The sequence below is a fragment of the Micromonospora sonchi genome, from assembly GCF_014646235.1.
Taxonomy (GTDB): Bacteria; Actinomycetota; Actinomycetes; order Mycobacteriales; family Micromonosporaceae; genus Micromonospora; species Micromonospora sonchi.
This window is the reverse complement of the sequence record NZ_BMNB01000006.1, coordinates 174,868-200,707: the sequence shown is the minus strand read 5'-3', so window position 1 is coordinate 200,707 and position 25,840 is coordinate 174,868. Positions and strand designations below refer to the sequence as shown.

General features: G+C 72.7%; 20 protein-coding genes and 1 riboswitch. Of the genes, 11 read left to right on the top strand and 9 right to left on the bottom strand.

The annotated features are described in order from the left end of the window. Positions 1 to 44 precede the first annotated feature (44 nt). On the bottom strand, positions 45 to 2,498 hold the full coding sequence (locus IEY61_RS09000) for a sensor histidine kinase (protein WP_189042423.1): 2,454 nt from the start codon (positions 2,496 to 2,498) through the stop codon (positions 45 to 47). A 492-nt stretch (positions 2,499 to 2,990) separates the two neighbouring features. Here IEY61_RS09000 and IEY61_RS08995 point away from each other — a divergent pair, with 492 nt between their 5' ends. Further along, positions 2,991 to 5,027, top strand: a complete 2,037-nt coding sequence (locus IEY61_RS08995; RefSeq protein ID WP_189042422.1) for a heavy metal translocating P-type ATPase — start codon at positions 2,991 to 2,993, stop codon at positions 5,025 to 5,027. A 19-nt stretch (positions 5,028 to 5,046) separates the two neighbouring features. Here the strand turns inward: IEY61_RS08995 and IEY61_RS08990 are convergent, their stop codons facing one another. The 3 genes from IEY61_RS08990 to modA all read right to left on the bottom strand — a co-directional run bounded on the left by IEY61_RS08990 (position 5,047) and on the right by modA (position 7,745). Further along, the gene (locus IEY61_RS08990) at positions 5,047 to 6,117 is read right to left on the bottom strand and encodes an ABC transporter ATP-binding protein (RefSeq protein ID WP_189042421.1); all 1,071 of its coding nucleotides are present in this window, start codon (positions 6,115 to 6,117) and stop codon (positions 5,047 to 5,049) included. Beyond that, the gene (locus tag IEY61_RS08985) at positions 6,114 to 6,875 is read right to left on the bottom strand and encodes an ABC transporter permease (protein WP_229705785.1); all 762 of its coding nucleotides are present in this window, start codon (positions 6,873 to 6,875) and stop codon (positions 6,114 to 6,116) included. Before IEY61_RS08985 ends, IEY61_RS08990 begins: the two co-directional genes overlap by 4 nt. A 96-nt stretch (positions 6,876 to 6,971) precedes the next feature. Further along, a complete protein-coding gene (gene modA, locus IEY61_RS08980) occupies positions 6,972 to 7,745 on the bottom strand; it encodes a molybdate ABC transporter substrate-binding protein (protein WP_373293121.1) in 774 nt (257 codons plus the stop codon). 351 nt (positions 7,746 to 8,096) lie between these two features. Between modA and IEY61_RS08975 the strand changes: the two genes are divergently transcribed. Beyond that, positions 8,097 to 8,723 (top strand): copper resistance CopC family protein, encoded by a 627-nt coding sequence (locus IEY61_RS08975; protein WP_373293115.1) that lies wholly within the window; start codon positions 8,097 to 8,099, stop codon positions 8,721 to 8,723. Here the strand turns inward: IEY61_RS08975 and IEY61_RS08970 are convergent, their stop codons facing one another. Beyond that, complete coding sequence (locus IEY61_RS08970; RefSeq protein WP_189042418.1) at positions 8,724 to 10,682, bottom strand: ABC transporter ATP-binding protein; 1,959 nt, start codon at positions 10,680 to 10,682, stop codon at positions 8,724 to 8,726. A 176-nt stretch (positions 10,683 to 10,858) separates the two neighbouring features. Between IEY61_RS08970 and crcB (IEY61_RS08965) the strand changes: the two genes are divergently transcribed. The 5 genes from crcB (IEY61_RS08965) (at position 10,859) to IEY61_RS08945 (ending at position 17,914) form a co-directional block, all read left to right on the top strand. Next, positions 10,859 to 11,374, top strand: a complete 516-nt coding sequence (crcB, locus tag IEY61_RS08965; protein ID WP_189042417.1) for a fluoride efflux transporter CrcB — start codon at positions 10,859 to 10,861, stop codon at positions 11,372 to 11,374. Continuing rightward, the gene (crcB, locus tag IEY61_RS08960; protein ID WP_189042416.1) at positions 11,371 to 11,745 is read left to right on the top strand and encodes a fluoride efflux transporter CrcB; all 375 of its coding nucleotides are present in this window, start codon (positions 11,371 to 11,373) and stop codon (positions 11,743 to 11,745) included. Before crcB (IEY61_RS08965) ends, crcB (IEY61_RS08960) begins: the two co-directional genes overlap by 4 nt. A gap of 116 nt (positions 11,746 to 11,861) precedes the next feature. Next, positions 11,862 to 14,306: a glycoside hydrolase family 65 protein gene (locus IEY61_RS08955; RefSeq protein ID WP_229705770.1), complete on the top strand. Its 2,445-nt coding sequence runs from the start codon at positions 11,862 to 11,864 to the stop codon at positions 14,304 to 14,306. Continuing rightward, the gene (locus tag IEY61_RS08950; RefSeq protein WP_229705769.1) at positions 14,303 to 16,993 is read left to right on the top strand and encodes a cation-translocating P-type ATPase; all 2,691 of its coding nucleotides are present in this window, start codon (positions 14,303 to 14,305) and stop codon (positions 16,991 to 16,993) included. The genes IEY61_RS08955 and IEY61_RS08950 overlap by 4 nt, the downstream gene beginning before the upstream one ends. A 69-nt stretch (positions 16,994 to 17,062) precedes the next feature. Further along, complete coding sequence (locus IEY61_RS08945; protein ID WP_189042413.1) at positions 17,063 to 17,914, top strand: zf-HC2 domain-containing protein; 852 nt, start codon at positions 17,063 to 17,065, stop codon at positions 17,912 to 17,914. A 13-nt stretch (positions 17,915 to 17,927) separates the two neighbouring features. On the opposite strand, the gene IEY61_RS08940 is transcribed toward IEY61_RS08945, so the two are convergent. From IEY61_RS08940 to IEY61_RS08930, 3 genes are all read right to left on the bottom strand, one after another. After that, on the bottom strand, positions 17,928 to 18,509 hold the full coding sequence (locus IEY61_RS08940; RefSeq protein WP_189042411.1) for a sigma-70 family RNA polymerase sigma factor: 582 nt from the start codon (positions 18,507 to 18,509) through the stop codon (positions 17,928 to 17,930). Between the two features lie 77 nt (positions 18,510 to 18,586). Beyond that, positions 18,587 to 20,815, bottom strand: coding sequence for a heavy metal translocating P-type ATPase (locus tag IEY61_RS08935; protein WP_189042409.1), 2,229 nt, complete (start codon positions 20,813 to 20,815; stop codon positions 18,587 to 18,589). A 14-nt stretch (positions 20,816 to 20,829) separates the two neighbouring features. Further along, positions 20,830 to 21,057 carry a heavy-metal-associated domain-containing protein gene (locus IEY61_RS08930; RefSeq protein ID WP_189042521.1) on the bottom strand — a complete coding sequence of 76 codons (228 nt, stop codon included), beginning with the start codon at positions 21,055 to 21,057 and terminating at the stop codon, positions 20,830 to 20,832. A gap of 118 nt (positions 21,058 to 21,175) precedes the next feature. Here IEY61_RS08930 and IEY61_RS08925 point away from each other — a divergent pair, with 118 nt between their 5' ends. The 3 genes from IEY61_RS08925 (at position 21,176) to IEY61_RS08915 (ending at position 24,516) form a co-directional block, all read left to right on the top strand. Then, positions 21,176 to 21,472: a metal-sensitive transcriptional regulator gene (locus tag IEY61_RS08925; RefSeq protein WP_189042407.1), complete on the top strand. Its 297-nt coding sequence runs from the start codon at positions 21,176 to 21,178 to the stop codon at positions 21,470 to 21,472. A 370-nt stretch (positions 21,473 to 21,842) separates the two neighbouring features. Further along, on the top strand, positions 21,843 to 23,201 hold the full coding sequence (locus tag IEY61_RS08920; protein WP_189042405.1) for a YibE/F family protein: 1,359 nt from the start codon (positions 21,843 to 21,845) through the stop codon (positions 23,199 to 23,201). Between the two features lie 166 nt (positions 23,202 to 23,367). Beyond that, a riboswitch (cyclic di-AMP (ydaO/yuaA leader) is annotated at positions 23,368 to 23,499 on the top strand. Positions 23,500 to 23,502: 3 nt separating this feature from the next. Next, positions 23,503 to 24,516 (top strand): coiled-coil domain-containing protein, encoded by a 1,014-nt coding sequence (locus tag IEY61_RS08915; RefSeq protein ID WP_189042403.1) that lies wholly within the window; start codon positions 23,503 to 23,505, stop codon positions 24,514 to 24,516. An 85-nt stretch (positions 24,517 to 24,601) separates the two neighbouring features. Here IEY61_RS08915 and IEY61_RS08910 read toward each other — a convergent pair whose 3' ends face one another. Continuing rightward, a complete protein-coding gene (locus IEY61_RS08910) occupies positions 24,602 to 25,300 on the bottom strand; it encodes a carbonic anhydrase (protein ID WP_189042401.1) in 699 nt (232 codons plus the stop codon). A 193-nt stretch (positions 25,301 to 25,493) separates the two neighbouring features. On the opposite strand from IEY61_RS08910, the gene IEY61_RS08905 reads away from it, so the two are divergent. Next, a complete protein-coding gene (locus IEY61_RS08905) occupies positions 25,494 to 25,826 on the top strand; it encodes a helix-turn-helix transcriptional regulator (RefSeq protein WP_189042519.1) in 333 nt (110 codons plus the stop codon). Positions 25,827 to 25,840 lie beyond the last annotated feature (14 nt).

Below are 25,840 nucleotides of genomic sequence, written 5' to 3'. Positions count from 1 at the left end.
CGTCGCTCCAGGTGAGGGGGGAGTGAGGGGGTTGGGATTCGGCGTCAGGAGGCGGCGGGGGCCCGGCGCCCGGCGACACCCTTGGCATAGGCCGACATCGCCGCCGCCACGGCGGACGGGTCGAGCTTGCGCGGCGCGTCGGCAGCCGGTTTCCGGGCGTCGGGGATCAGGTGCGGCTGCGGTACGCGACGCGGCAACCCGACCTGGGTGGACGACGGTGGGGCCTGGGTCGGCAGTGCCATCGTGGCGGCTGCCCACTTCTCGCCGGCATCGACCGGCCAGGTGATCGCCACCGAGTCGCCGTCCAACGCGGTCTTGAACCAGCCGTTCACCGCGCGTTGGTCCGACGACGCCGCGGCGGTCCCGGCCGTCGGCTGGAACAGCGGGGCGGGTGTGGCGCGCGCCGGAGGGGGGCTGGCGGGTGCCACAGCCTGCCCGGCACCGGCCGGCCGGGACACGACGGGAAGCAGTGCGGTGTCGGACATGGCCTGACCGACGCCGGCCCCGGCGGGAACCCGCGCGGTGCCGGGCATGGCCTGACCGACGCCGGCCACGGGGGTGCCGGCACGGGGGGCGGTGGGCGTGACCGGTTGCACGCCAACAGCGGACGATCGCGCCGGGCCCACCGGGACATCCACCGGCTCCGGGCGCTGGACCGGTCGGCGTACGACGATCACCGCGGGCATCGCGATCTCGGCCACCGTGCCGCGCGTCGGTCCGGGGCGTAGCTCGACCCCGACACCGTGCCGGGCGGCGAGCCGGGCGACCACGGTGAGGCCCATCGCCCGCACTCCCGACACGTCGACCGACGCCGGGTTGGCGAGCGCCGCGTTGAGCTGGTCGCACCGCTGGGTGGAGAGCCCGACGCCCTGGTCCACCACCTGCACGATGGCCCGGTCGGAGAGCGCGTGCCCGGTGACCAGCACCTCGCTCTCCGGTGGGGAGTACCCGGTCGCGTTGTCCAACAGCTCGGCGAGCAGGTGCACGGTCTCGTCCACCGCGGGGCCGGCGATGCACAGCTCCCGGTCGACGCTGCCGATCCGAACCCGGGTGTAGTGCTCGATCTGGGAGAGCGCGGCCTGGATCACGTGGTCCAGCGGGACCGGTTCCTGGCGTACCCGGGAGATACCGGAACCGCCGAGCACCAGCAGGCTCTGGTTGATCCGGGCCATCCGGGTGGCGAGGTGGTCCAGCTGGTACAGCTGCTGGAGCCGCTCCGGGTCGGCCTCGTCGCGCTCCACCAGGTCGACCTGGGCGAGCATCGCGTCGACCAGTCGCTGCTCGCGGCGGGACAGGTGCACGAAGATCTCGGAGATGTTGGCCCGCATCACCGCCTGCTCGCCGGCGATCCGGACCGCCTCCCGGTGCAGCGCCCGGGTCGCGGTCGCCACCTCGGCGATCTCGTCGTTACCGGTGATCTGGAACTCCGACACCGAGTGGTCGGCCACCTCGTTCGGCCGCACGGTGCCGGGCGGGGCCGCGTTGAGCTCACGGACCACGGCGGGCAGCCGGTCGTACGCCACCTTGGTCACCGTGTTGCGCAGGGACCGCAGGCGGCGGGTGATCCGCCGGGCCACCACAGCGGTGAGTACGGCGGTGATCACCAGCACGACGAGAATGCCGACGCTCTGCAACAGCGCGTCGCGGAGGAGTTCTCCGCGCTCGGCCGCCACCCGGTCGGCCACCGCGCGGTCCACCTCGCCCTGGATCTGGAACATCCGGCTGATCCAGCCGTCGGTGGCCTCGACCCAGGCGTTCGCGTCGGCCGTCAGTCGGTCGCCGGGCAGTGTCCGGCCCACCTGGTCCTGAAGCCGCTGCGCGGCGACCACCTGCTGGTCGGTGCCGATCTGCTCCCAGTTCGCCACCCACCTGGGCTCGGCGAGGGACAGGAACGCGTTGCTGGCCTCGGCGAAGCGGGCCTGCGCGCCGACGATCTCCTGCTGCCCGGCCGGGGTCAGCTCGCCGCCGGCGAGGCTACGCAGCACGATGACCTGGAGCTGGCCGATCGCCTCACCCGCCTCCGACACCGCGACCCCGGCCCGGACGTCGTCGGCGATTCGGGTCGAGGTGTCGGTGGCCACGGACGCGCGGAAGGCGAGCAGGTCGGCGACGAGGATGCGGTAGCTGAAGGCGACCGCGGAGAGCGTGGCGCGTGGGCTGGAGCGCACCTGCTCGCGCAGGGTGCTCAGCGCGGTCAGCCCGGCGTCGACCCGTTGCAGGGCGGGAATGTTGGCCGTCACCTCCGCACGCCCCCGCCGGAACTCGGCGATCTCCGTGTCCGTCCGCGCCACCTGCTCGTCGAAGCGGGCGCTGGCTGCCTGGCTCCGGGTGGTCAGCTCGACCGCGGCGATCACCCGCTCGGCCTGAAGCGCACGGGCCAGCGCGCCCGCCTGCGTGGAGAGCCTGACCAGGTCGTGCACGGTGTCCGCGGTCATCACCTGGCGGACCGTCCCCTGCAGGGCCAGGCCGGCGAAGGCGATGACAGCGACCAATGGCACCGCAACCAGTAGTCGCAGCAGGCGAACGATGCTGCCACGGGCGAGCCACCCCCGGCGCGCTTCGGCGTGTGTGCGCACTGCACCTGCCGCTACCGCACGTATCACTGGCTTACTCCGCCCCCTTGCATCATCGATGTTGATCGCGGCAGGACCCGACACGCGTGTCGGGTACATGGTGGAGTGTGGGCGACACGCCCACGTCGAAGCGCATTCCTACCATGACCATGAGGCCCCGCAGGATCATGATCCCCCTTCCGGAAGGTGATTAACGGGTCGGAGGATACTTGAGTGCACGATCGCGACGTCCGCGACGCCGATTGTCATACATTAATATCCGGACAGGCGATGCCCGGACCCGCCCCTTCCCGTCCGACGTGAACGTCGCTCCCCCCACACCGCCGGATCCCGGCCGCGTCGATATCTTTGGCGCGAAAGCACCCCGGAGAGGGTGCCTCCGTACCAACATCTGCATGTGGCCGAGGGGGCGATGAGATGCACGGGGGGCACGGAGGCCATGGGCATGGAGGGCGTGACAAGCATGCGGGGCACGATCCGGAGGCGTTCCGCCGCAAGTTCTGGCTGAGTCTGGCCCTGACCCTGCCGATCGTGGTCACCAGCCACATGGTGATGGGCTGGTTCGGCTACCGGCTGGAGTTTCCCGGGATCGACCTCGTCGGTCCGGTGCTGGGCACGGTGGTTTTCGGGTACGGCGGGTGGCCGTTCCTCCAGGGCGCGGCGCGCGAGGTCCGGGATCGCGCGCCGGGCATGATGCTGCTGATCGCGATGGCGATCAGCGTGGCCTACGTGGCGTCGCTGGCCACCGCGCTCGGCGCGTTCGACCTGGACTTCTGGTGGGAACTGGCCGCCCTGGTCACGATCATGCTGCTCGGGCACTGGCAGGAGATGAAGGCGATCGGACAGGCCCAGAGCGCCCTGTCGGCGTTGGCCGCGCTCCTGCCCGACGACGCGGAACGGCTGGACCCGGAGGGCCAGCCCGGGCGGGTCCCGGTGGCCGACTTGCACGTCGGTGACCTGGTCCTGGTGCGCCCGGGTGGGCGGGTGCCGGCGGACGGGCGGATCGTCGACGGCCAGGCCGAACTGGACGAGTCGATGATCACGGGCGAGTCGAGACCGATGTCCCGGTCGACCGGCGATCGGGTGGTGGCCGGTACGGTGGCCACGGACGCGGCGCTCCGGGTCCGGATCGACGCGGTGGGCGAGGACACCGCACTGGCCGGCATTGCCCGGTTGGTGACGCAGGCGCAGCGGTCCAGCGGTCGCGCGCAGCTGTTGGCCGACCGGTTCGCGGCCTGGTTGTTCTACATCGCCACCGGCACCGCGGTGGTCACGCTCGTCGTGTGGACGGTGCTCGGCAACCTGGGCGGGGCGGTCGTCCGCACCGTGACCGTGCTGGTCATCGCCTGCCCGCACGCGCTCGGCCTGGCCATCCCGCTGGTGATCGCCCTCTCCACGGCGGTGGCCGCGAAGGACGGCATCCTGGTCAAGGACCGGCTGGCACTGGAGCGGATGCGCACCGTGGACACCGTGCTGTTCGACAAGACCGGCACCCTGACCCGGGGCGAGCACGTCGTCACCGGCGTCGCCGCCACCGGCAGCGGCAGCGAGGCGGAGGTGCTCGCCGTCGCCGCTGCGGTGGAGGCCGACAGCGAACACCCACTGGCTCGGGCAATCGTCGCCGTCGCCGCCGAGCGGGGTCTGCGGCAGACCGCGACGGGCTTCCAGGCGCTGCCCGGTCGTGGGGTACGCGCCGAGGTCGACGGGACCGGCTACGCGGTCGGCGGCCCGGCGCTGCTGCGGGAGTTCGACGCCACCGTCCCCGACGACCTCGCCGGCCAACGGGACGACTGGTCCCGACGGGGCGCCGCAGTGCTGTACCTGCTGCGCCCGGACGACGGCCGGGCCGACGTGCTCGGTGCGCTCGCACTTGAGGACGAGGTACGACCGGAGGCCCGCCAGGCCATCGCCGACCTGCGGAAGCAGGGCGTACGCAAGATCGTCATGATCACCGGGGACGCGCGACCGGTCGCCGAGGCGGTCGCCGCCGATCTGGGGTTCCGACCCGGCGAGGACGAGGTCCTCGCCGAGGTGCTGCCGGCGGACAAGGACGACGCGGTGGCGGACCTGCAACGCCGGGGACTGCGGGTGGCGATGGTGGGTGACGGGGTCAACGACGCTCCCGCCCTGGCCCGCGCGAACGTCGGCATCGCGATCGGCGCGGGCACCGACGTGGCCATCGAGTCCGCCGGAGTGGTGCTCGCCTCCTCCGACCCGCGCGGCGTCACCGGGGTGATCCGGCTGTCCCGGGCCGCGTACCGGAAGATGATCCAGAACCTGACCTGGGCCGCCGGCTACAACGTGGTCGCCCTGCCGCTCGCCGCCGGTGTCCTGGCCTGGGCCGGGGTGACGCTGAGCCCGGCCGTCGCCGCGGTGCTGATGTCGGCCTCCACCATCGTCGTCGCGCTCAACGCCCAGTTGCTGCGCCGGGTCCAGCTGCGCCCACCGGGCTGAGGATCTTCGCGGGCGGACGCTATGCGGCGGGATAGGCGCGGGTCTCGGCGGCCTTGACCGCGGCCCAGACCGGTTGCCCGGGAGCCAGCCGCAGCTGGGCAGCGGCGGCCGGGGTGACGTCGGCGGCCACCTCGATCGGGCCGGTGAGCTGGATCCGCAGGTTGTCGCCGTGCCGTTGCACCCCGGTGATGGTGGCCGGCCAGGTGTTGCGGGGACTGCCGTCGGGCTGCCCCGGGTGCAGGGCCACGGCCGAGGGCGGGAAGGCCACGAAGACCTCGCCGTCGTGCCGGTCACCGGTGGTGAGCCCGAAGCCGTCGGTGAGCCGGATCCGCTGCCCGCTCGCCCGGCCCCGGTAGAGGTTGAGCCCGACCAGCCGGGCCACGTAGTCGGTGCGGGGTTGGGCGGTGATGGTGGCGGCGGTGCCCGCCTGGACCACGAGACCGTCCTCGATGATGACGAGCCGGTCGGCGAGCACCAGGGCGTCGAGCGGGTCGTGGGTGACCAGCAGGGTGGCACCGGGATGAGCGGTGAGGTGCTGGTGCAGTTGGGCCCGGGTGTCCAGGCGGGTACGCGCGTCGAGGGCGGCCAGCGGCTCGTCGAGCAGCAGCAGCGCCGGCTCGACAGCGAGAGCGCGGGCCAGGGCGACCCGCTGGGCCTGCCCGCCGGAGAGCTGCCGGGGCTTGCGGCGGGCATGCTCGGTCAGCCCCATCCGGCCGAGCCAGTCGGCCGCCCGCTGCCGGGCCTGCTGCCGGTCGAGGCCGCGTCGACGCGGACCGAAGGCCACGTTGTCCAGCGCGCTGAGGTGCGGAAAGAGGAGGTACTCCTGGAACACCACGCCGATCGGGCGGTGCTCGGTGGGGGTCCACGTCCGGCGGCCGGGGTGGTCCAGCTCGCGCCCGGCCAGGGTGAGGTGCCCGGCCGAGAGCGGAAGCAGGCCGGCCAGCGCACGCAGGGCGGTGGTCTTGCCGGCACCGTTGGGCCCGAGCAGCGCGACGACCTCGCCCGGACCGATGGTCAGCGGCAGGTCGAGCAGGAAGCCGCCCCGGTCCACCACCAGGTGGGCGTCGAGCAGCGGCCCGGCGGCGGTCATCGGCCGGTCCAGCGGTCGCGGAGGCTGGCGAGGATCACCACGGAGACGGTGAGCAGAATGAGGCTGAGCACGATCGCGGCCTCCAGGTCGGTCTCCAGGGCGAGGTAGACGGCCACCGGCATGGTCTGCGTACGGCCGGGGTAGTTGCCGGCGAAAGTGATGGTGGCACCGAACTCGCCGAGCGCGCGGGCCCAGCAGAGCACGGCTCCGGCGGCCACCCCGGGTGCCACGAGCGGCAGCGTGACGTGGGTGAAGGTGGTCCACCGGCCGGCACCGAGGGTGGCCGCGGCCTCCTCGTAGCGGGTGTCGGCGCCCCGCAGCGCCCCCTCCACGGCGATGATCAGGAACGGCATGGCGACGAACGCCTCGGCGAGCACCACCGCGGTGGTGGTGAACGGCAGGGTGATGCCGAACGTCGCGTCGAGCCAGGAGCCGACCAGCCCGCGACGACCGAAGACCAGCAGCAGGGCCACGCCGCCGACCACCGGCGGCAGCACGAGCGGCACGGTGACCAGGGCGCGTACCACCCGGCGGCCGGGGAACCGGACGCGGGCCAGCAACCAGGCCAGGGGTACGCCGAGGGCCAGGCAGAGCAGGGTGGCCAGGGTGGCGGTCTGCATCGACAGCCGCAGCGCGGTGAGCACGGCCGGTTCGGTGAGCCGCTGCGGCAGCGTGCTCCACGGAGCCCGGGCGAGCAGTCCTACCAGCGGCAGCACGAGGAAGAGCAGCCCGAGCGCGGCGGGCAGCAGCAGCGCCATCGGCGTCCGGCCAATGCGTCGGGTGGCGTGTCGGGTGGGAGTCGGTGGCGCGAGCGTGCCGGGCCGCGCCACCTCGTTGTCGAGGCGGGACACCGGCTACGGCGCCTGGAACCCGGCCGCGGTGAGCACGCCGCGGCCGGCGTCGGAGCGGACGTACTCGACGAACGCCCGGGCGGTGGGCCGGTTGGCCGTGTCCTTCAGCACGACGATCGGGTACTCGTTGATCGCCTCGGCCGACTCGGGGAACTCGATCCCGTCGACGTCTTCGGCGGCGGCCCGGACATCGGTGCGGTAGACCAGCGCGGCGTCGACCTCGCCCAGCCGTACCTTGGCCAGCGCCGCCTTGACGTCCCGCTCGAGGGTGACCGGGGTGAGCGCCACACCGGCGGCGTCCAGCGCCCTGCACGCCACCGCCCCGCACGGCACCTGTTCGGCGCAGAGCGCGACCTTCGCGCCGAGCCTGGTCAGATCGTGCAGGCCGGTCACCGCGTCCGGATTCCCCTCGGGTACGGCGATGACGAGCTGGTTGCGGGCGAAGGTGACCGGGTCGCCGTCGCCGTTGCCCGCCTCGATCACGGCGGCCATGTTGGCCGGGGCGGCCGAAGCGAACACGTCCGCTGGTGCGCCCTCGTTGATCTGGTTGGCCAGGGCGGAGCTGCCGGCGAAGGTGAGGATCACCCGCACGCCCGGGTGCGCCGTCTCGAAGTCCTGACCGATCCGGGTGAACGACTCGGTCAGCGACGCGGCGGCGAGCACGGTGAGCTGTCCGTCGATGCGGCCGGCAGCGGCGGGCCGGCCGGTCGAGTCGTCGCCGCACCCGCTCAGGCCCAGCACCGCGAGCGCGGTGACCGCGGCCAGGGCGGTGCGCAGCCGTACCCCGCTCATCAGTTGGTCCTCCCCGTGCCCGCGCCCGTCGCGGCTCGCAGCGAGCCGCCCCCGAGCAGCTCCGCCGCCGCCCACCCTACGCCCCACCCCCACCCTCCCCGCCCCGTCGATCTTGCACTTTCGGTCGCCCTTGTGCACCTTTTGTTCGGCTTCGCGGGGACAGAAAGTGCAAGATCGCGGAGGGTGGCCGTGCGGGGGAGTGACTCGGGTTACCGGGGTGGGGGGAACTTTCGGGCGGGTTGGGGCGACCATCTTCACGACATCGGTTTTCCAGAGGTAGTACGTGTCCACCGGGGTCGGGCAGCAACTGTTCGACTGACGAGGAGAATGGATCCCATGCTTCGCCACCTCCGCCGCCCGTTCGCCACCGGACTCGCCGCCGCGCTGGCCGCGGCGGCCCTGCTGATCGCACCCGCCTCCCCCGCGTACGCGCACAACGTTCTGCGCAAGGCGACCCCCACCCAGGACGCCGAACTCGACACCGCACCGACCAAGGTCACGCTGGAGTTCATGGAGAGGCTGAACCCCAAGTTCACCACCATCACGCTCAGCGACGCCGACAAGCAGCCGGTGGCCACCAGCGAGCCGGACGTCTCCGGCACCAAGAGCACGATCACCATCGACGCACCGCTGGCCAACGGCGTCTACACGGTCGCGTACCGGGTGGTCTCCCTCGACGGGCACCCGGTGCAGGGGTCGTACAAGTTCACCGTCGCCGACCCCACCGCCACCGCCGAGCCCTCCCCGAGCGCCGAGCCGAGCGAGTCGGCGGAGACGACGCCCGCGACCCCGACCGCCGCGCCGACCTCCGCCGCTGCCGCCAGCCCCTCCGCCGATGACTCGTCCGGTGGCTCCGGCCTGCTGATCGGGCTGCTCGCCGGCGGCCTGGCGCTGGTCGCCCTGGTGGTCGGAGCGGTGCTGTTCCGGCGCCGGCGCGGCAGCGCGAGCCCAGGCGCTCGGTGATCAACCGGGCGGGGCGGGGTACGGGGTGGGCACCCGGTCGGCCTCCGCGTAGCCGGCGGCCTGGATGGTGAACAGCTCGGCGTAACGGCCGCCGGCGGTCATCAGCTCGTCATGGGTGCCCGCCTCGACCAGCCGCCCGTGGTGCAGGACGAAGATCCGGTCCGCGTGCCGGACGTTGGCCAGCCGGTGGGTGATGAGGATGGTGGTCACCCGGCCCTGCCGGTCACGGATGGCCTGGAACAGCGCGTTCTCCGCACGCGGGTCGAGTGCGGAGGACGGCTCGTCCATCACCAGCAGTTCGGCGTCGCGGAGGAACCCGCGGGCGGCGGTGATCCGTTGCCACTGCCCACCGGAGAGGTCCTGACCGTTGGCGAAGGTGCGATCCAGCAGCGTCTCGTAGCCGTACGGCAGCTCGCGGATCGTGTCGTGGGCGACCGCGCGGGCGGCGGCGGCCTCGATCCGGTCCTGCCGGGCCTCGGCGTCGATGTCGCCGATGGCGATGTTCGTGGCCGCCGTAAACGGCCACTTGTGGTACTCCTGGGTGACCACCGCGATCCGGGCGCCCAGCCCGTCGCGGTCCCACTCCGACAGCGGCACGCCGTTCCACCGGATGACCCCCTCGCTGGGCGTACGCAAGGTGGCGATCATCGCGGCGAGGCTGCTCTTGCCCGACCCGTTCTCCCCGACAAAGGCCACCGTCTGCCCCGCCTCGATGGTCAGCGTCACGCGATCCACCGCCGGGCTGTCCCGCTCGGGGTAGCACAGGCTCACCCCGTCGACAGTCAGTACGCGCAGCGGGTCCGGCGTGCCCGCGCCCGACTGGCTGGGCAGGTAGGCGGCGGCGCGGGTCATGAACCCGGTGTAGTCACGGAAGTGCTGCCCCTCGGTGTAGACGCGGTCGACCTGGAAGGTGACGGTGGAGAGCGAGCGCTGCGCCGCCTGCACCGCGATCACGCAGGTCGCGGCGGCGGCGAGCGGGATCTGTCCGTCGACCAGCAGCACGCCGAGCAGGACGTACACCACGCCGGTCGCCACTCCCCCGATCGTCGCGCCCAGCGTGGTGGTCGTGGTGACCCGGCGGGCCAGCAGGAGCTGGATGTCGGTCTCCACCCCCATCACCCGGTCGTACTGGTCGAGCAGGAATCGGCGCAGCCCGTACGAACGCAGCTCCGGGGCGGAGTCGCGTTCGGCCATCAGCCGGTGCAGCAGCCACTGCCGGCGCCGCCGTACCGAACCGGCGATGTAGGTCTGGTACCGCAGGTGTCCCGCCCGCAGCGACGCCCACGCGTTCGGCACCGTCGCCACCAGCAGCGCCAGCAGCAACATCGGGTGGATCAGCACCACGGCGACCGCCACCCCGATCACCCCGACCAGCCCGGCGAGCAGGTTCATCGACGCCTGCACCAGGTCGATGACGGAGTCGGTGCCCCGGGATGCGCGTTCCATGTCGTCGGCGAAGGCATCCGCGTCGAACGCCTCCAACCGCACCGCCGTGGTCACCTCGAACAGGCCCCGCTCGACCTCGCGACTCACCCTCGGCGTCAGCCCGTTGAGCGCGTACCCGGTGGCGATGCCCATCCCGGCGCGGATCGCGGTCGCGCCAGCCAGCACCACGAGCGCCGGCAGGGCCGCGACCACCTTGTCCCCGGTCGGCCCACCCGCGAACAGTTCCACCAGCACCCGCTGGGTGGCCAGCAGCCCGAACGTGGCCATCACACCGGCACCGACCGTGGCGACGGCCACCACCGAGGTACGCAGCCGGTCCGCCCGCCAGCTGATCCCCAGAGCCGCCCAGACCAGCCGGGGCAGCTCGGCGAAGACGGCGAAGAGTCCCGCCTCCGCCCGGGCCCGCACGCCCGTCTCCCACCACGTCGCCCGCAGCTCCGGTAGCACGGATTCGGCAGCCGTCGGCCCGGCTTGCCGCGGTCGGACACGCCACCGGGTCGGTACAGCCGCCATGGTCACCTCCACGCGATCGAACAGTTACCTATGGTCACTGCCGACCCGGGCATCGGTCCACCCCTGTCGGCGTGCCGAATCGCCTGGCCAGGTCGACTTGGTGGAACCGGCGCGCCGGGTGCGGACCGCAGGTGAGTTCGGCGGCGCTATACCGTGCACTGGTAGGAGGTGGACCTGTGCGGCCTGAGCGACCGCCGACCGACCCGGATGTCGACCTCGGCGTTGCGCGCCAGCGCGCCGAACTCCGGGAGGGCCGCGCCAGCCTGCTCGCCGCGATCGCCGTCGGCGGCATGGTCGGCGCGGTGGGCCGGCACGGGCTCGCCGTGGCCTTCCCACCCACGCCCGGCGGCTTTCCCTGGGCCACCTTCGCCGCCAACGTCTCGGGCTGCCTGCTCATCGGCGTGCTCATGGTCCTGATCACCGAGGTCTGCCACGCACCACGACTGGTCCGGCCCTTCTTCGGCGTCGGCGTCCTCGGCGGATACACCACCTTCTCCACCTACGCGGTCGAGGTGCAGCAGGCGGTGGCCGCCGGCGCGGCGCGGACCGCGCTGCTGTACCTCGCCGGCACCCTCGTCGCCGCGCTCACCGCGGTTCGGACCGGGATGACGCTGACCCGCTTGGTGACGGATCGCGCGGCCACCAGCGGATCGCCGCCGAGCAGCACCGGTTCGCGTCGGGGCGTCGGATGACGGTGATCCTCGTGGCGCTCGGTGCCGCACTCGGCGCCCCGCTGCGCTATCTGGTCGACCGGGCCGTGCAGGCCCGGCACGGCTCCGCGTTTCCCTGGGGCACCTTTGCCGTCAACGTCGCGGGCTCGCTCATGCTCGGCGTCCTCATCGGTGGCGCGGCTTCGCACGCGGTGCCCGGGTCCCTGGTCGCCCTGCTCGGCACCGGCCTGTGCGGGGCGTTGACCACCTACTCGACCTTCGGTTACGAAACCGTCCGGCTCTTCGAGGACGGCGCCCGCCGCTACGCGCTGATCAACGCCGGCGTCAGCGTCGGCGCTGGGCTGGGCGCCGCGTTCGCCGGTGTCGCGCTGGCCCACGCCATCTGGGGTTGAGCAGCGGGTTTGCCAGCTCCGGCGGCGGGTAGACGCGCGGCCCGCGTCGCCCGGCCGCGCGGAGAACCGGCTGGGCGTCCTCCGCTGGAGCTGTGCTGACCTGGTAAGGAGGCCCGGTGCGGGGTGAGTTGGACCCCGGCTGCGTACTGTGCACCGGCGGGTTGCCGGCGTCCTGGGTGCTGTCGTACACCGACGGCGACCCGGCGGGCGAGGGCACCCGGGAGACGATGCTGACGCTGGGCAACGGATACCTCGCGGCCCGCGGGGCCGCCCCCGAGGCGGTGGCCGACGGCGTCCACTACCCCGGCACCTACCTCGCCGGATTCCACAACCGCCAACCCGGGCCCGATGGCGGCGAGGAGAGCATCGTCAACCTGCCGAACTGGCTGCCGTTGACCTTCCGCCCCGCCGCCGGCCAGTGGTACGCCCCGGAGCACGGCCGGCTCCTGCACGAACACCGGGCACTGGACCTGCGGTGCGGGCTGTACCTACGCGAACTCCTGGTGCTCGACCCGGCGGGACGGCGTACCCGGATCCGGCAGCGGCGTCTGGTCTCGATGGCCGCACCGCACCTCGCCGCATTGGAGACCACCCTCGTCGCGGAAAACTGGTCGGGCCCGTTGGAGATCCGTTCCGGCATCGACGGCGGCGTGCGGAACACGAACAGCCCCGCCGAGGCCGCCACGTCCCGCCGGCACCTGACCGGGATCGGTTCCGGCGTCGACGGTCCCGACGTCATCTGGTTGACGGCCACGACCACTGGGGCGGGACACCGGGTGGCGGCAGCCGCCCGGGCGACACTCACCGGCGGAGAGGGGGCCAGCCGCCGCCGGGCGGGCGGCACGGAGGACGTCGCCCAGGTCGTCACACTCGACGCGAACACCGGAGAGCAACTGGTGGTGGAGAAGACCGCCGCGGTCTTCTCGTCCCGGGACGCCGCGGTCGACGAACCGCTCGCCGCGGCCCGGGACGAGGTCCGCCGGGCCGGTTCGTTCACCCGGCTGCTCGCCGAGCACACCGCCGCGTGGCGGGACCTCTGGACGCGGTTCCGGCTGGACGTCGGTGAGTCGCATCCGTGGCAGCTGCCGATCCGCGTACACACCTTCCACCTGCTGCAGACCCTCTCGCCGTACGCGGCCGAACTCGACGCCGGAGTACCGGCGCGCGGGTTGCACGGGGAGGGCTACCACGGGCACATCTTCTGGGACGAACTCTTCGTCTACCCGTACCTCAATCTGCGGTTTCCCGAGTTGACCCGGGCCCTGCTGGAGTATCGGCACCGGCGGCTGACCGCCGCGCGACGGCAGGCGGCCGACACGGGCGGGGACGGAGCGCTCTTCCCCTGGCAGAGCGGCACCAGCGGGCGGGACGAGAGCCCGCGATGCTCGGTGAACCCGGTCAACGGCGAGTGGATGCCCGACCACACCGGTCGGCAGCCGCACGCCAACCTCGCCATCGCGTACTCCGTGTGGCGCTACTGGGAGACCACCGCTGACCTGTCCTTCCTCGCCGAGTCCGGGCTCGAGCTGCTGGTCGCCACGGCCCGCTACTGGGCGGCGGCGGCCAGCTACGACCCGGCCGACGACCGGTACGACATCCGTGGCGTGACCGGGCCCGACGAGTACCACGACGGCTATCCGGGGCGGCCCGGCCAGGGGCTGGACAACTGCGCGTACGTCAACGTCATGGTCGCCTGGGTGCTCGGCCGGGCCGAGGAGGCGTACGCCGTCGTCGGCCGGCATCCCGGCGCCGTGTCGTGGCGGACGATCGCCGTCGACGACGCGGAGCGTGCACGCTGGGCACACATCGCCCGGCGGCTGCGGCTGGCCTTCCTCCCGGGCGGGATACCCGCGCAGTTCGAGGGCTACCGGGACCTCGCCGAGCTGGACTGGGACCGGTACCGGCGGCGCTACGGCGACCTGCGCCTGCTCGGCCCGCTGCTGCAGACCGAGGGCGACGACCCGAACCGGTACAAGATTTCCAAGCAGGCCGACGTGCTGATGCTGCTGTACCTCTTCAGCGCCGAGGAACTGACCGCACTGGTACGCCAGCTCGGCTACGCCTTCGACCCGGCGAGCATCCCGGCCATCGTCGACTACTACCTGTCCCGCACCACCCACGGCTCCACGCTCAGCCGGGTGGCCCACGCGTGGGTACTGGCCCGGACGGATCGCCGCCGATCCTGGGAGATGCTGCTCGCCGCGCTCGGCACCGACCTGACCGACCCGGCGCACAGCAGCACCCGGGAGGGCATCCACCTCGGGGCGACCGCGGGCACCCTGGACATCCTCCAGCGCTGCTACACCGGGTTGGAGGTACGCGGTGACGTGCTGCGGCTCAACCCGTTGCTCCCCGACTGCCTCGACCACCTCGACTGCGTGATCCGGTACCGGAACCGGCTGATCGGGCTGCGGATCGACCACCACACCGTACGCTTCACCACACCGCCGGGGGCGGACCCACCGATCACCGTGCTGGTCCACGAGCGACCGGTCGAGCTGGCGGCCGGCACCACCGTCGCCGTCGGGCTGCATCGGATGCCGGCCGGGACGGTGCCGTGACGACGAACCGGACGCGGAGCGAGGGCCGCCCGGATCTGGACCCCCAGGCACCGCTGCCCGATCTGTTCCGTCGGCTGGACGCCACCGAGCACGGCCTGACCACCGAACAGGCCCGCCAACGGCGCACCGAGTACGGGCGCAACGAGCTGCGCCGGCAGCGTCGCCGCAGCTGGTGGCGGGAACTCGGGCGACAGCTCGTCCACCCGCTCGCCCTGCTGCTCTGGGTGGCCGCGATCCTCGCCTGGGTGGCCGGCACGGCCGTGCTCGGCGCGGCGATCCTGGCGGTCATCGCGCTGAACGCGGCCTTCGCCGCGGTGCAGGAGCGGCAGGCGGAGCGGGCCGTCGAGGCGCTGACCCGGTACCTGCCCCAGCAGGCGCGGGCGCTGCGCGACGGGCAGTGGCGCCAGGTGCCGGCCGCCGAGCTGGTCCCCGGCGACATCATCGCGGTCGGCGAGGGTGATCGGGTCAGCGCCGACGCGCGGCTGGTCGACGGCGGTGTCGGGGTGGACCTGTCCGCCCTGACCGGCGAGTCCCAGCCGGCCTACCGCAGCGCCGACGCGGCCGGCCGGGCCGGCAGCCTGACCGAGGCGGGCAACCTGGTCTTCAGCGGCACCTCCTGCGTGGCCGACGAGGCACGCGGGCTGGTCTACGCGACCGGCATGCGTACCGAGCTGGGCCGGATCGCCGCCCTGTCCCAGCGGGTGGGGCGGGAGGAGAGCCCGCTCGAACGGCAGGTCCGCCGGGTGGCGTGGCTGATCGCGGCCGTGGCGGTCGGCGCCGGGGTGATCTTCTTCCCGATCGGGGTGTTCGCCGCCGGCATGCCGATCTCCGACGCCTTCACCTTCGCGATCGGGCTGCTGGTGGCGAACGTGCCCGAGGGGCTGCTGCCCACCATCACGCTGGCGCTGGCGGTCGGCGTACGCGGTCTCGCCCGACTGGGCGCGGTGATCAAGCGGCTCAGTGCGGTGGAGACGCTCGGTTCCACCACCGTCATCTGCACCGACAAGACCGGCACCATCACCAAGAACCGGATGCGGGTCAGCGCCGTACGCGCCGGAGACCAACTGCTGGACCCGCTGCCCGACCCGCCTCCCCCGCCCGGCCCCGCGCTGTGCGCCCTGGCCGTGTCGGCGGTCGCCTGCAACAACGCCGAGCTGCGGCCGGACGCGGACGTCGGCGACCCGACCGAGACCGCGTTGCTCCGCTTCGCCGCGAAGCTCGGACCGCCGCCCGGCGGCCAGCGGCAGGCGCAGTTCCACTTCGATCCGCGGCTGCGGCTGATGTCCACCGTGGACTCGTCCGGCACGGAGCTGTGGCTGCACACCAAGGGAGCGCCGGAGGAGGTGCTGCGCCGGTCCACCCGGATCATCGATGCCGGCGGCGTCGAGCGGCCGCTCGACGAGGCCACCCGGGCCGACCTCGCCGACGCGGTGACCGGGCAGGCCCGGCAGGGGCGCCGGGTCCTCGCCCTGGCCCGCCGCCGGTTGACCGGGCCGACCGGGGAACGGGCGCAGGCCGAACGGGAGCTGACCTTCCTCGGGTTCGTCGCCATGGTGGATCCGCCCCGGGCGGCGGTGCCGGACGCGGTGGCCCGCTGCCACACCGCCGGTATCCGGATCATCATGGTCACCGGCGACCACGGGCTGACCGCGACCGCCATCGCCCGTCAGGTCGGCATCACCCGGGGCGAGCCGAGGGTGCTGACCGGGGCGGACCTCGACGGCATGACCCCGCAGGCGCTGCGGGACCTGCTGGCCGCAAACCCCGAGGTGATCTTCGCCCGGGTGTCGCCGGAGGCCAAGCTGCACATCGCCGAGGCGCTGCAGGCCGACGGGCAGATCGTCGCCATGACCGGCGACGGGGTCAACGACGCACCGGCCCTGCGGCAGGCCGACATCGGCGTGGCGATGGGGCGGGCCGGGACGGACGTGACCCGGGAGGCGGCGACCATGGTGCTCACGGACGACAACTTCGCCACCATCGTGGCCGCGGTCGGCGCCGGCCGGCGGGTCTACGCCAACGTCCGCAAGTTCATCCTGTACATCCTCGCCCACACCACTCCCGAGGTCGTCCCGTTCCTGATCTTCGCGCTCTCCGCCGGGGCGGTGCCGCTGCCGCTGACCGTGCTCCAGATCCTCGCCATCGACCTGGGTACGGAGACCGTGCCCGCGCTGGCGCTGGGCCGCGAACCGGCCGAGCCGGGGTTGATGGAGCGGCCGCCCCGGCGGCGTACCGACCGGGTGATCGACCGGCGGATGCTGCTGCGCGCCTGGGCGTTCCTCGGGCTCATCTCCGCGGTGCTGGTGATGGCGGGCTTCTTCGCCGTCCTGCTCTCTGGCGGCTGGACCCCGGGCGCGCCGACCGGGCCGGGCAGCCCGCTGCACGAGACCTACCTCCAGGCCACCACGATGACCTTCCTCGGCATCGTGGCCTGCCAGGTCGGCACCGCCTTCGCGGCGCGTACCGAACGCGCCCCCTTGCGGGCGGTGGGCGTGTTCACCAACCGTCCGCTGTTGTGGGGCATCGCCTTCGAACTCGCCGTCGCCGCGGCCATCGTCACCGTGCCACCGCTGCCGGACCTCTTCGCTACCCGGCCACCGCCGGTGCCGGCACTCGCGCTGCTGCTGGTCTTTCCGATCATCGTGTGGGGCAGCGACGAACTGCGCCGCAAGCTGACCGGCTCCTGACCAGGGCCGGTGCCACCCGGCAGGACATCCGGCGGGAACCACTCCGGCCCGGGGAGCGACTACCGGTACATGGGGTGTGAGCAGTGGCGGGAGATTCTGTCGGCGCAGTTGGACGGTGAGGCGACGCCGGACGAGCAGCACACGGTCGCGGGGCACCTGGAGACCTGCGCCGGCTGCCGGATCTGGCTGGACGCGGCGGCGACGGTGAACCGGCGGGTGCGTACCCAGGTGGTGACCGACCTGCCGGACCTCAGCGAGAGGATCCTCGCCGCCGCGCCGCGGCGGCGGCGGTGGTGGCGCATGCCGCTCGCCCAGCGGCTCACCACGTTCACCGGCCTGCGCGCCGCGCTCGGCCTGCTCGGCGCGGTCCAACTGGTCCTCGGGCTGGCTCAGATCGGGCGCGTCGACGTGGCCGGGCACCTGCACGTCAGCGGCCAGCACCTGTGGCACGAGTCCGCCGCCTGGAACGTCGCGGTCGGCGCCGGGTTCCTCTTCGTCGCGTTGCGTCGTACCTCGCCGTCGGAACTGCTGCCGATGCTCAGCGCCTTCGTGGTGACCCTCGTGCTGCTGTCGGTCAACGATTTCGTCGCCTCGCAGGTCGCGGTGGAACGACTGGTCAGCCACGGCTTCCTCGTGGTCGGTTTTCTGATCATCGTGCTGCTGGCCCGCAACTCGCGGCGGCCCGGTGAGCCGAGCGACCGGCAGCAGCCCGAGGAGTCCCGCTGGCGGCTACAGCCCGACGAGCTCGACGAGCCGGCTCCCCTGCGTCTGGTGCCGCCCTACTCGACCCGCAACGCCCAGACCCGCCACGGCAACGCCCAGACCCGCCACGGCAACGTCCAGACCCGCCACGGCAACGCCCAGACCCGCCACGGCAACACCCAGACCCGTCACGGCGACCAACGTCGGCGGGCCGCCTGACGGCGTCGCCGGGTCAGCCGGCCGCGTCGGGCCGGTCGCCCCGATGGTCGGTGGTCGCGGTCCGCATGGCCGCGACCAGGTCGTCGCGGGCCCGGGCGACCCGCGACCGGATGGTGCCGACCGGCACGTCGCAGACCTGCGCGGCCTCGGCGTACGACAGGCCGAGCAACTGGGTGCTCACGAACGCCTCCCGGCGCCCGGGGGCGAGGCCGTCGAGCAGCCCGTGCAGCACCACCCGCTCGTCCACTCCGGTGCACACCCCGGCCGGCGTCGCCTCCGCGGCGGCCTGCCAGTCGACCAGGTTCGCGGTGCGGGGGCGGCAGGTGGCGGCCCGCACCTGGTCCACCGCGACCCGCCGGGCGATGGCGAGCAGCCAGGTCCGTGCCGTGGATCGGCCGGCGAACGACGGCAGCGCCCCCCAGGCCCGCAGGTACGTCTCCTGGACCAGGTCGTCGACGTCCCGCACCCCGGGCAGGTGAGCCAGAAACCGACGCACGTCGTGCTGGGTCGCCCGGACGAACGCCGCCGCGGCGGCGTGGTCGCCCCGGCCCGCGGCGAGGGCGTACCCGGTGGCGTCGTCGGTCACGGCTGTCATCGCCGTATTGGTCGGTCGGCGCACCGGATTGGTTCCCGGCCGGCTGGTCGCGCACCGGCCGGGACAGGGGCGGCGAGTCAGGCGACCGGGCGGAACCGACGCAGCCGGAGGCTGTTGGCCACCACGAAGACCGAGGAGAAGGCCATCGCCGCACCGGCGATCATCGGATTGAGCAGGCCCGCGGCGGCCAGCGGCAGGGCCGCCACGTTGTAGGCGAAGGCCCAGAACAGGTTGCCCTTGATGGTGCCCAGGGTGCGTCGGGCGAGCCGGATGGCGTCCACCGCGGCCAGCAGGTCGTCGCGTACCAGGGTCAGGTCGGACGCCTCGATCGCCACGTCCGTACCGGTGCCCATGGCCAGGCCGAGATCGGCCTGGGCCAGCGCTGCGGCGTCGTTGACCCCGTCGCCGACCATCGCCACCGCCCGGCCCTCGGCCTGGAGGCGAGCGACCACCTCGACCTTCTCCGCCGGCAGCACTTCCGCGATCACCTCGTCGATGCCGACCTCGGCGGCCACCGTCCGGGCGACGGTCGCGTTGTCGCCGGTGAGCAGCACCGGGGTCAGGCCCAGCGCACGCAGCCGCCGCACCGCCTCCCGGCTGGTCGGCTTGACCTGGTCGGCCACGGCGAGCACACCACGAGCCCGACCGTCCCAACCGACCAGCACCGCCGTGCGTCCCGCCGCCTCCGCGTCGGTCGCCGCCCGCACGAGATCATCCGGTACGACGAGACCCCGCTCGCGCAGCAGCCGGGGCCGGCCGAGCAGCACCTGACGGCCCTCCACCGTGCCGGTCACGCCGAGCCCCTCGACGTTGGCGAAGTCGCCGACCGGCGGCAGCCCGTCGGGCTCGGCGGCCACGATGGCCCGGGCCACCGGGTGCTCCGAGCCGGACTCCAGCGCGGCGGCGAGCCGCAGCACCTCCGCCCGTTGCTCGCCCTCGCCCGGCGTCACGTCGAGCAGGGCCATCCGGCCGGTGGTGACCGTGCCGGTCTTGTCCAGCACGACGGTGTCCACCCGCTTGGTGGATTCCAGCACCTCCGGCCCCTTGATCAGCACGCCGACCTGGGCGCCGCGGCCGGTGCCGACCAGCAGTGCGGTCGGTGTGGCCAGGCCGAGGGCGCATGGGCAGGCGATGATCAGCACCGCCACCGCGGCGGTGAACGCGGCGGTGGGCCCGGCTCCGCTGACCAGCCACCAGCCCAGGGTGGCGGCGGCCAACGCGATCACGATCGGTACGAAGATCCCCGAGATGCGGTCGGCGAGCCGCTGCACGGCGGCCTTGCCGCTCTGCGCCTGCTCGACCAGCCGGGCCATCTGCGCCAGCTGGGTGTCGGCGCCGACCCGGGTGGCGGTGACCACCAGCCGTCCACCGGCGTTGACACAGCCGCCGACCACCGGGTCGCCCACGCCGACCTCGACCGGCATCGACTCGCCGGTCACCATGCTCGCGTCGACCGCCGAGCTGCCCTCCGTCACCGTTCCGTCGGTGGCGATCTTCTCGCCGGGGCGTACCACGAACCGGTCCCCCACCACGAGCTGATCGACCGGGATCTGGGTCTCCACCCCGTCGCGCAGCACCGAGACGTCCTTGGCACCCAGCTCCAGCAGCGCCCGCAGCGCCGCTCCGGCGGTCCGCTTCGATCGCGCCTCGAAGTAGCGGCCGATCAGGATGAAGGTGGTCACCCCGGCCGCCACCTCCAGGTAGATGTTGCCGGCGCCGTCGCTGCGGCCGATGTCGAGGCTGAACGGGTGGGTCATTCCGGGCATGCCGGCGGTGCCGAAGAACAGCGCCCACAGCGACCAGCCGAAGGCGGCCAGCGTGCCGACCGAGACCAGGGTGTCCATGGTCGCGGCGCCGTGCCGCAGGTTGACCAGCGCGGCCCGGTGGAACGGCAGCCCGCCGTAGACCACGACCGGGGCGGCCAGCGTCAGCGACAGCCACTGCCAGTTGGTGAACTGCCAGGCCGGCACCATGGCCAGGACGATCACCGGCACGGTCAGCACCGCCGAGACCCAGAGCCGGGTACGCAGGGACCGCAGCTCGTCCACCGGCTCGGCGGCAACTGCCGCTGCGGCCGGGGTGGGCGGTGGCGGCAGCGCGGCCCGGTAGCCGGTCTTCTCCACCGTGGCGACCAGGTCGTCGGGGGTGACCGGGGCGTCGTAGGAGACGGACGCCTTCTCGGTGGCGTAGTTGACGGTCGCCCGCACGCCGTCCATCCGGTTCAGCTTCTTCTCGATGCGGGCGGCGCAGGCGGCACAGGTCATGCCGCCGATCGAGAGTTCGATCAGGTTCGTCGCCGTGTTCATCGTGGCACCTCGGCCTACCGCCGTTGGTCGGCGCCGCCGCCGACCAACTCGTATCCGGCTTCGTCGACGGCCGCACGGACGGCGTCGTCGTCCAGCGGCTGCTCGCTGGTGACGGTGACCCGGCCGGCGGCCAGGTCGACCTGCACCTCGTCGACCCCGGGGAGCGCACCCACCTCGGCGCTGACCGCGTTGACGCAGTGCCCGCAGGTCATGCCCTGCACCTGGTACGTCGTGGTGACCATGGAATTCTCCTCTCCACGCCCGGCCAGGGCGGACCGGACGACCGGCTCCGGATACCCGATGGGGGTATCCGTCACGACGACGGTAACATACCCCCTGGGGGTACGGTATGCTGGCCGCATGACCACACCTGCGCCGATCCGCGGCTACACCGCCAGCAAGGAGCAACTACTCGCCCGGCTGCGCCGTGTCGAGGGCCAGGTGCGTGGCATCGAGAAGATGGTCGACGAGGACCGCTACTGCATCGACGTGCTCACCCAGATCTCCGCCGTTCAGGCCGCGCTGGACAAGGTCGCCCTCGGCCTGCTGGACGGGCACGCCCGGCACTGCATGCACGAAGGCGCCGCCGAGGGGCGCGCCGACGAGATGGCCACCGAGATGATGGCCGCCGTCGGCCGTCTGCTGAAGCGCGGCTGACCAGCCAGCCTCGCCGAGACGCGGCTGAATCACGCCGACGAGACGCGGCCGACCGCCGAGCCGGCCAGGGCCCTGGCCCGCCACGAACCACCGCCAAGCCCTCGCGACCTGCGTTCCGATGCCGGGCTGACTACCATTCGCTCACGATGGCCAGCCGACATCCGCGCCCCACCGCCCGCGTTCACCGCCGGGCGCTTGCCTCCGTCGCCCCGCTGCGGCGTCCGTCGAACGCCGACCAGGATGTCACGGTACGCAGCCATCCCGCCACTGTCGGGCCACCCACGTCGCCCGTCGCGGCGGTGGTACGACACCACTGAACCGACGCGGCCGCCGGCACGTACTCCGCCCTGGAATCGTTGGGAGACATTGAATGGGCGCCGACCACACCCGTTCCGCTCCGCCCACCCCGCCCGGGGTGCGGCGGATCCTCATCGTGACGGTGGTCCCCCTGTTCCTCGTCACCCTGGTCGCCGCCCTGGTGCTCTGGCCCACGGACGCGCCCCGACCGGAAACGGCCGACGACATCCCCCGCCACCACGGCACGGTCACCCGGGTGGTGACCGAGACCTGCCCGCCCAACCCGGCGGTCCCGGAGGGCACCCCGACGACGGCGGCCGGTCCGTGCGGCACGGTCACCGTGCGGGTGCAGGACGGCCCGGACGCCGGCCAGGAGGTGCAGACGCCCATCCCGGCCGGGCCCGGGGCGCCTCGGGTCAGCGCCGGCGACGAGATCATCCTGGTCTCGCTGATCGACCCGGAGGATCCGTCGGTCAGCACGTACAACATCGCCGAACACCAGCGGGGCAAGCCTCTGGTGTGGCTCACGGTGCTGTTCGCCGCCGCCATCGTCGCCTTCGGGCGGCTACGCGGCCTGGCCGCCCTGGCCGGCCTGGCCGCCAGCTTCGCGATCCTGCTGGCCTTCGTGCTCCCCGGCATCAGCGCCGGCCACCCGCCGCTGCTGGTCGCCATCGTCGGCTCGGCGCTGATCATGTTCGTGGTGCTCTACCTGACGCACGGCGTGTCCGCGCAGACCTCGGTGGCCGTGCTGGGCACCCTCGCCAGCCTGGTGCTCACCGGGCTGCTCGGCCTGGCCGCGACCACCGCCACCCACCTGACCGGCTTCGGCAGCGAGGACGCCACCACGCTGTCCATGTTCCGCGCCGACGTCGACCTGCACGGCCTGCTGCTGGCCGGCATCATCATCGGGTCACTGGGCGTCCTCGACGACGTCACGGTCACCCAGGCCACGGCGGTCACCGAGCTGCGCCACGCCAACCCGAACATCTCCCGCCGCGAGCTGTACCGCTCGGCGACCCGGGTCGGGCGGGCGCACATCGCTTCGGTGGTCAACACCATCGTCCTGGCGTACGCCGGTGCGTCGCTGCCGCTGCTACTTCTGCTCACCGCCGACTCCCGCGCCCTCGGTCAGATCGTGACCAGTGAGTTCCTCACCCAGGAGATCGTCCGCAGCGTGGTGGCCACGATCGGGCTGATCGCCGCCGTACCGCTCACCACCGCCCTGGCGACGCTGGTGACCACGGCCGGGCACCGAACGCCGGGCGATGGTGACCGCGGACCGCGCGACGACGGCACCCCCAGGGCTTCCCGGCCGGCGACGGACCGGGCCGAGGCGCTGCACGCCCTCAGCACACCGCGTACCCGCAACACGTCCACCGCCGCCCCATCGGGGTGGCCCGAACCGGACAGGAGCACGGACACCAGATGGTGACACTCCTCAACGTGACCGCCTCGGCCGCCGCGGCCGATACGAGTGTCGCTGGTCACCCACCGCGATTACGAAATGACACATCTGACCGGGTACGAGGCGTAGAGACCCCGATCGACTCTCGGGTAACCTCACTGCCGGTCACCGCCGAAGGCGTGTCCCAGCGCCTGCGGTACCGCCGCCCAATCGCCACCAGGCGAACCGGGGACCCAGGTACGTGGGGTGAATCCGCGACAGCGGTAGGGGCCGCTTCCGTCCCGAACCCGTCAGCTAACCCGGTCGGCGGTCGATGGAAGGGAAAACAGTGACGGCACCCCTACGCCGCTGGTTGACACCCGTGGTGGCCGTGTTCGCCGCGTTCGCCGTGTTCGCCGGGCCGATGCCCGCGACGGCCGCGCCCAAGCCACCGAAGCCCGCGGAGCACGACGACGAACCGCCGATGCTCAATGAGTTGATCGAGGCGACGAACCGGGACTTCTCCAAGGCCAAGTCGCGACTGGAGAAGTCCAAGAAGAAGCAGCTCCAACTCGCGGTGGAGGTCCGCCGCGCCCAGGCTGCCCTGGACGACCTCGCCCCGCAGGTGGCGGAGATCGCGACGCAGTCGTACCGGACCGGCCGGGTCGGCGCGATCGCCATGCTGTTGCAGAGCGATGCCCCCGACTCGTTCATCGACCGGGCCTCCGCGCTCGACGAGTTGAACCTGGTCAACGACAAGAAGCTGGCCGAGGTCAACGCGGTGAAGCTGCGCGCCGAGACGGCCAAGCTCGCGCTCGACGCCGAGGTACGCGAGCAGCAGAAGCTGACCAACGACATGGCCCGCAAGAAGAGTGAGGCGGAGAAATCTCTCCGGCTGGTCGGCGGCGTCGGCCTCACCGGCGGCCTGGTGGCAGCCACCTCCCCGGTCGCCCGGATCGGACCGAACCGGGCGGCGGACGGCGGCTGGAAGCCCGAGTCGGCCAACCAGAAGGACCCGACCACGTCGGGCTTCATCACGCCGCGGACCCTGCACATGTACAAGGAGGTCAAGCGGGCCGGCTTCAACCGGTTCGTCGGCTGCTGGCGCCCGGGTGACAAGTTCGAGCACCCCAAGGGCCGGGCATGCGACTGGTCACTGCAGAACAGTGGTTTCAGCCCGTGGCACAACAACGACACCCGGGTCTACGGCAACAACCTGGCGGCCTTCCTGGTCCGCAACGCCGATCGGCTGGGCATCTACTACGTGATCTGGAACCGGCAGATCTGGTTCCCGGCGACCGGCTGGAAGTCTTACAGCGGCCCGTCGAACCACACCGACCACGTCCACGTGTCACTGCTCTGAGCGCCTCGGGCGCGTTTTTCGAGGGCCGTTCCGCCACCCGGCGGAACGGCCCTCGCCGTCGATCATGCCAATTTGGCGGCTCCGGTCAGGCGGTCGGCACCAGCGCACCGGCCAGCTCGACCGGTCGCGCGGTCACCGCCCGCACCTCACCGGCGGCCAGCCGGTACGACATCCCCACCACCGCGCACCCGCCCGCGGCCACCTCGGCGGCGAGCGTCTCGGACGACTTCAGCATCGCCTCCACGGTCTGCGCGATGTGGATGTCGACGATCCCGTCCAGTTCCGCCACCCCCGCCTCGCGCGCCCGGCGCAGGCTGGGCACCACCGCATCCACCACGGCACGCAGGTGACCCGACGGCGGCGTGCCGGTCGCCACCGATGCGCGGGCCGCCTGCACGGCACCGCACGAGTCGTGCCCGAGCACCACCACCAGTGGCGTACGCAGCACGGTCACCGCGTACTCGACGCTGCCCAGCACCTCGGGCCCGACGGTGTGCCCGGCGGTACGCACCACGAAGAGATCGCCCAGCCCACGGTCGAAGATGATCTCGGCAGCGAGGCGGGAGTCGGAGCAGCCCACGATCACCGCGAAGGGATGCTGTTCCGTCGCGACGGCAGAGCGGTGGCTGGCGTTCTGGTTGGGATGCCAGAGGGCGTCGGTGACGAACCGGCGGTTACCGGCGATCAGTTCGGCCAGCGCGCGTTCCGGGGCACCCGGCACGTCCGCGGTGAGGAACTCCCGCTCCGGTCCTGACTGCCCGCCGATCGATCCGGGTCGGCTCATCCGAATTCACCTCTTCTCTCGGTGTAATGCCTGGTCATCCCGGCCGACGCTGGACACGGGCCGCCACCACGGTCACACGCACTGCAAGCCGCGTCAAGATATGCGTGATATGCATTTCAGGTATTCCGCAACGCTTGCCAAGGGCGGCCGGAAACGTCAGCCACACCTGATGACCCGGGGCGCCGGCCATACGATGGTCAACATGGCGACGGCAGATCAGCGGGAAAGCACCCGAAACTGGACGTTTCTCACGAATCACGGGCACGTCCTGCTGGCCATCGCCCGCAACCCGACCGCCCGGCTACGCGACGTGGCGGCCGAGGTGGGGGTCACCGAGCGGGCCGCGCAGGCGATCGTCGCGGACCTGGAGGCGGGTGGCTACCTGCGGCGTACCCGGGTCGGCCGCCGCAACGAATACACCCTCAACCCGGCCGGCCGGTTCCGCCACCCGGCCGAGGCTGACCGCCAAGTCGGCCACCTGCTGGCCCTGTTCACCGAGGAGCCGCTGGCCGACCTCGCCGACTGACCCACCCGCTGGCC

Excerpts from the sequence above, each read along its gene's own strand:
- IEY61_RS08995 (WP_189042422.1), top strand. The coding sequence starts at position 2,991 with ATGCACGGGGGGCACGGAGGCCATGGGCATGGAGGGCGTGACAAGCAT.
- IEY61_RS08990 (WP_189042421.1), bottom strand. The coding sequence starts at position 6,117 with ATGACCGCCGCCGGGCCGCTGCTCGACGCCCACCTGGTGGTGGACCGG.
- IEY61_RS08985 (WP_229705785.1), bottom strand. The coding sequence starts at position 6,875 with ATGGCGCTGCTGCTGCCCGCCGCGCTCGGGCTGCTCTTCCTCGTGCTG.
- IEY61_RS08975 (WP_373293115.1), top strand. The coding sequence starts at position 8,097 with ATGCTTCGCCACCTCCGCCGCCCGTTCGCCACCGGACTCGCCGCCGCG.
- IEY61_RS08970 (WP_189042418.1), bottom strand. The coding sequence starts at position 10,682 with ATGGCGGCTGTACCGACCCGGTGGCGTGTCCGACCGCGGCAAGCCGGG.
- crcB (WP_189042416.1), top strand. The coding sequence starts at position 11,371 with ATGACGGTGATCCTCGTGGCGCTCGGTGCCGCACTCGGCGCCCCGCTG.
- IEY61_RS08945 (WP_189042413.1), top strand. The coding sequence starts at position 17,063 with ATGGGGTGTGAGCAGTGGCGGGAGATTCTGTCGGCGCAGTTGGACGGT.
- IEY61_RS08940 (WP_189042411.1), bottom strand. The coding sequence starts at position 18,509 with ATGACAGCCGTGACCGACGACGCCACCGGGTACGCCCTCGCCGCGGGC.
- IEY61_RS08935 (WP_189042409.1), bottom strand. The coding sequence starts at position 20,815 with ATGAACACGGCGACGAACCTGATCGAACTCTCGATCGGCGGCATGACC.
- IEY61_RS08930 (WP_189042521.1), bottom strand. The coding sequence starts at position 21,057 with ATGGTCACCACGACGTACCAGGTGCAGGGCATGACCTGCGGGCACTGC.
- IEY61_RS08925 (WP_189042407.1), top strand. The coding sequence starts at position 21,176 with ATGACCACACCTGCGCCGATCCGCGGCTACACCGCCAGCAAGGAGCAA.
- IEY61_RS08920 (WP_189042405.1), top strand. The coding sequence starts at position 21,843 with ATGGGCGCCGACCACACCCGTTCCGCTCCGCCCACCCCGCCCGGGGTG.
- IEY61_RS08910 (WP_189042401.1), bottom strand. The coding sequence starts at position 25,300 with ATGAGCCGACCCGGATCGATCGGCGGGCAGTCAGGACCGGAGCGGGAG.
- IEY61_RS08905 (WP_189042519.1), top strand. The coding sequence starts at position 25,494 with ATGGTCAACATGGCGACGGCAGATCAGCGGGAAAGCACCCGAAACTGG.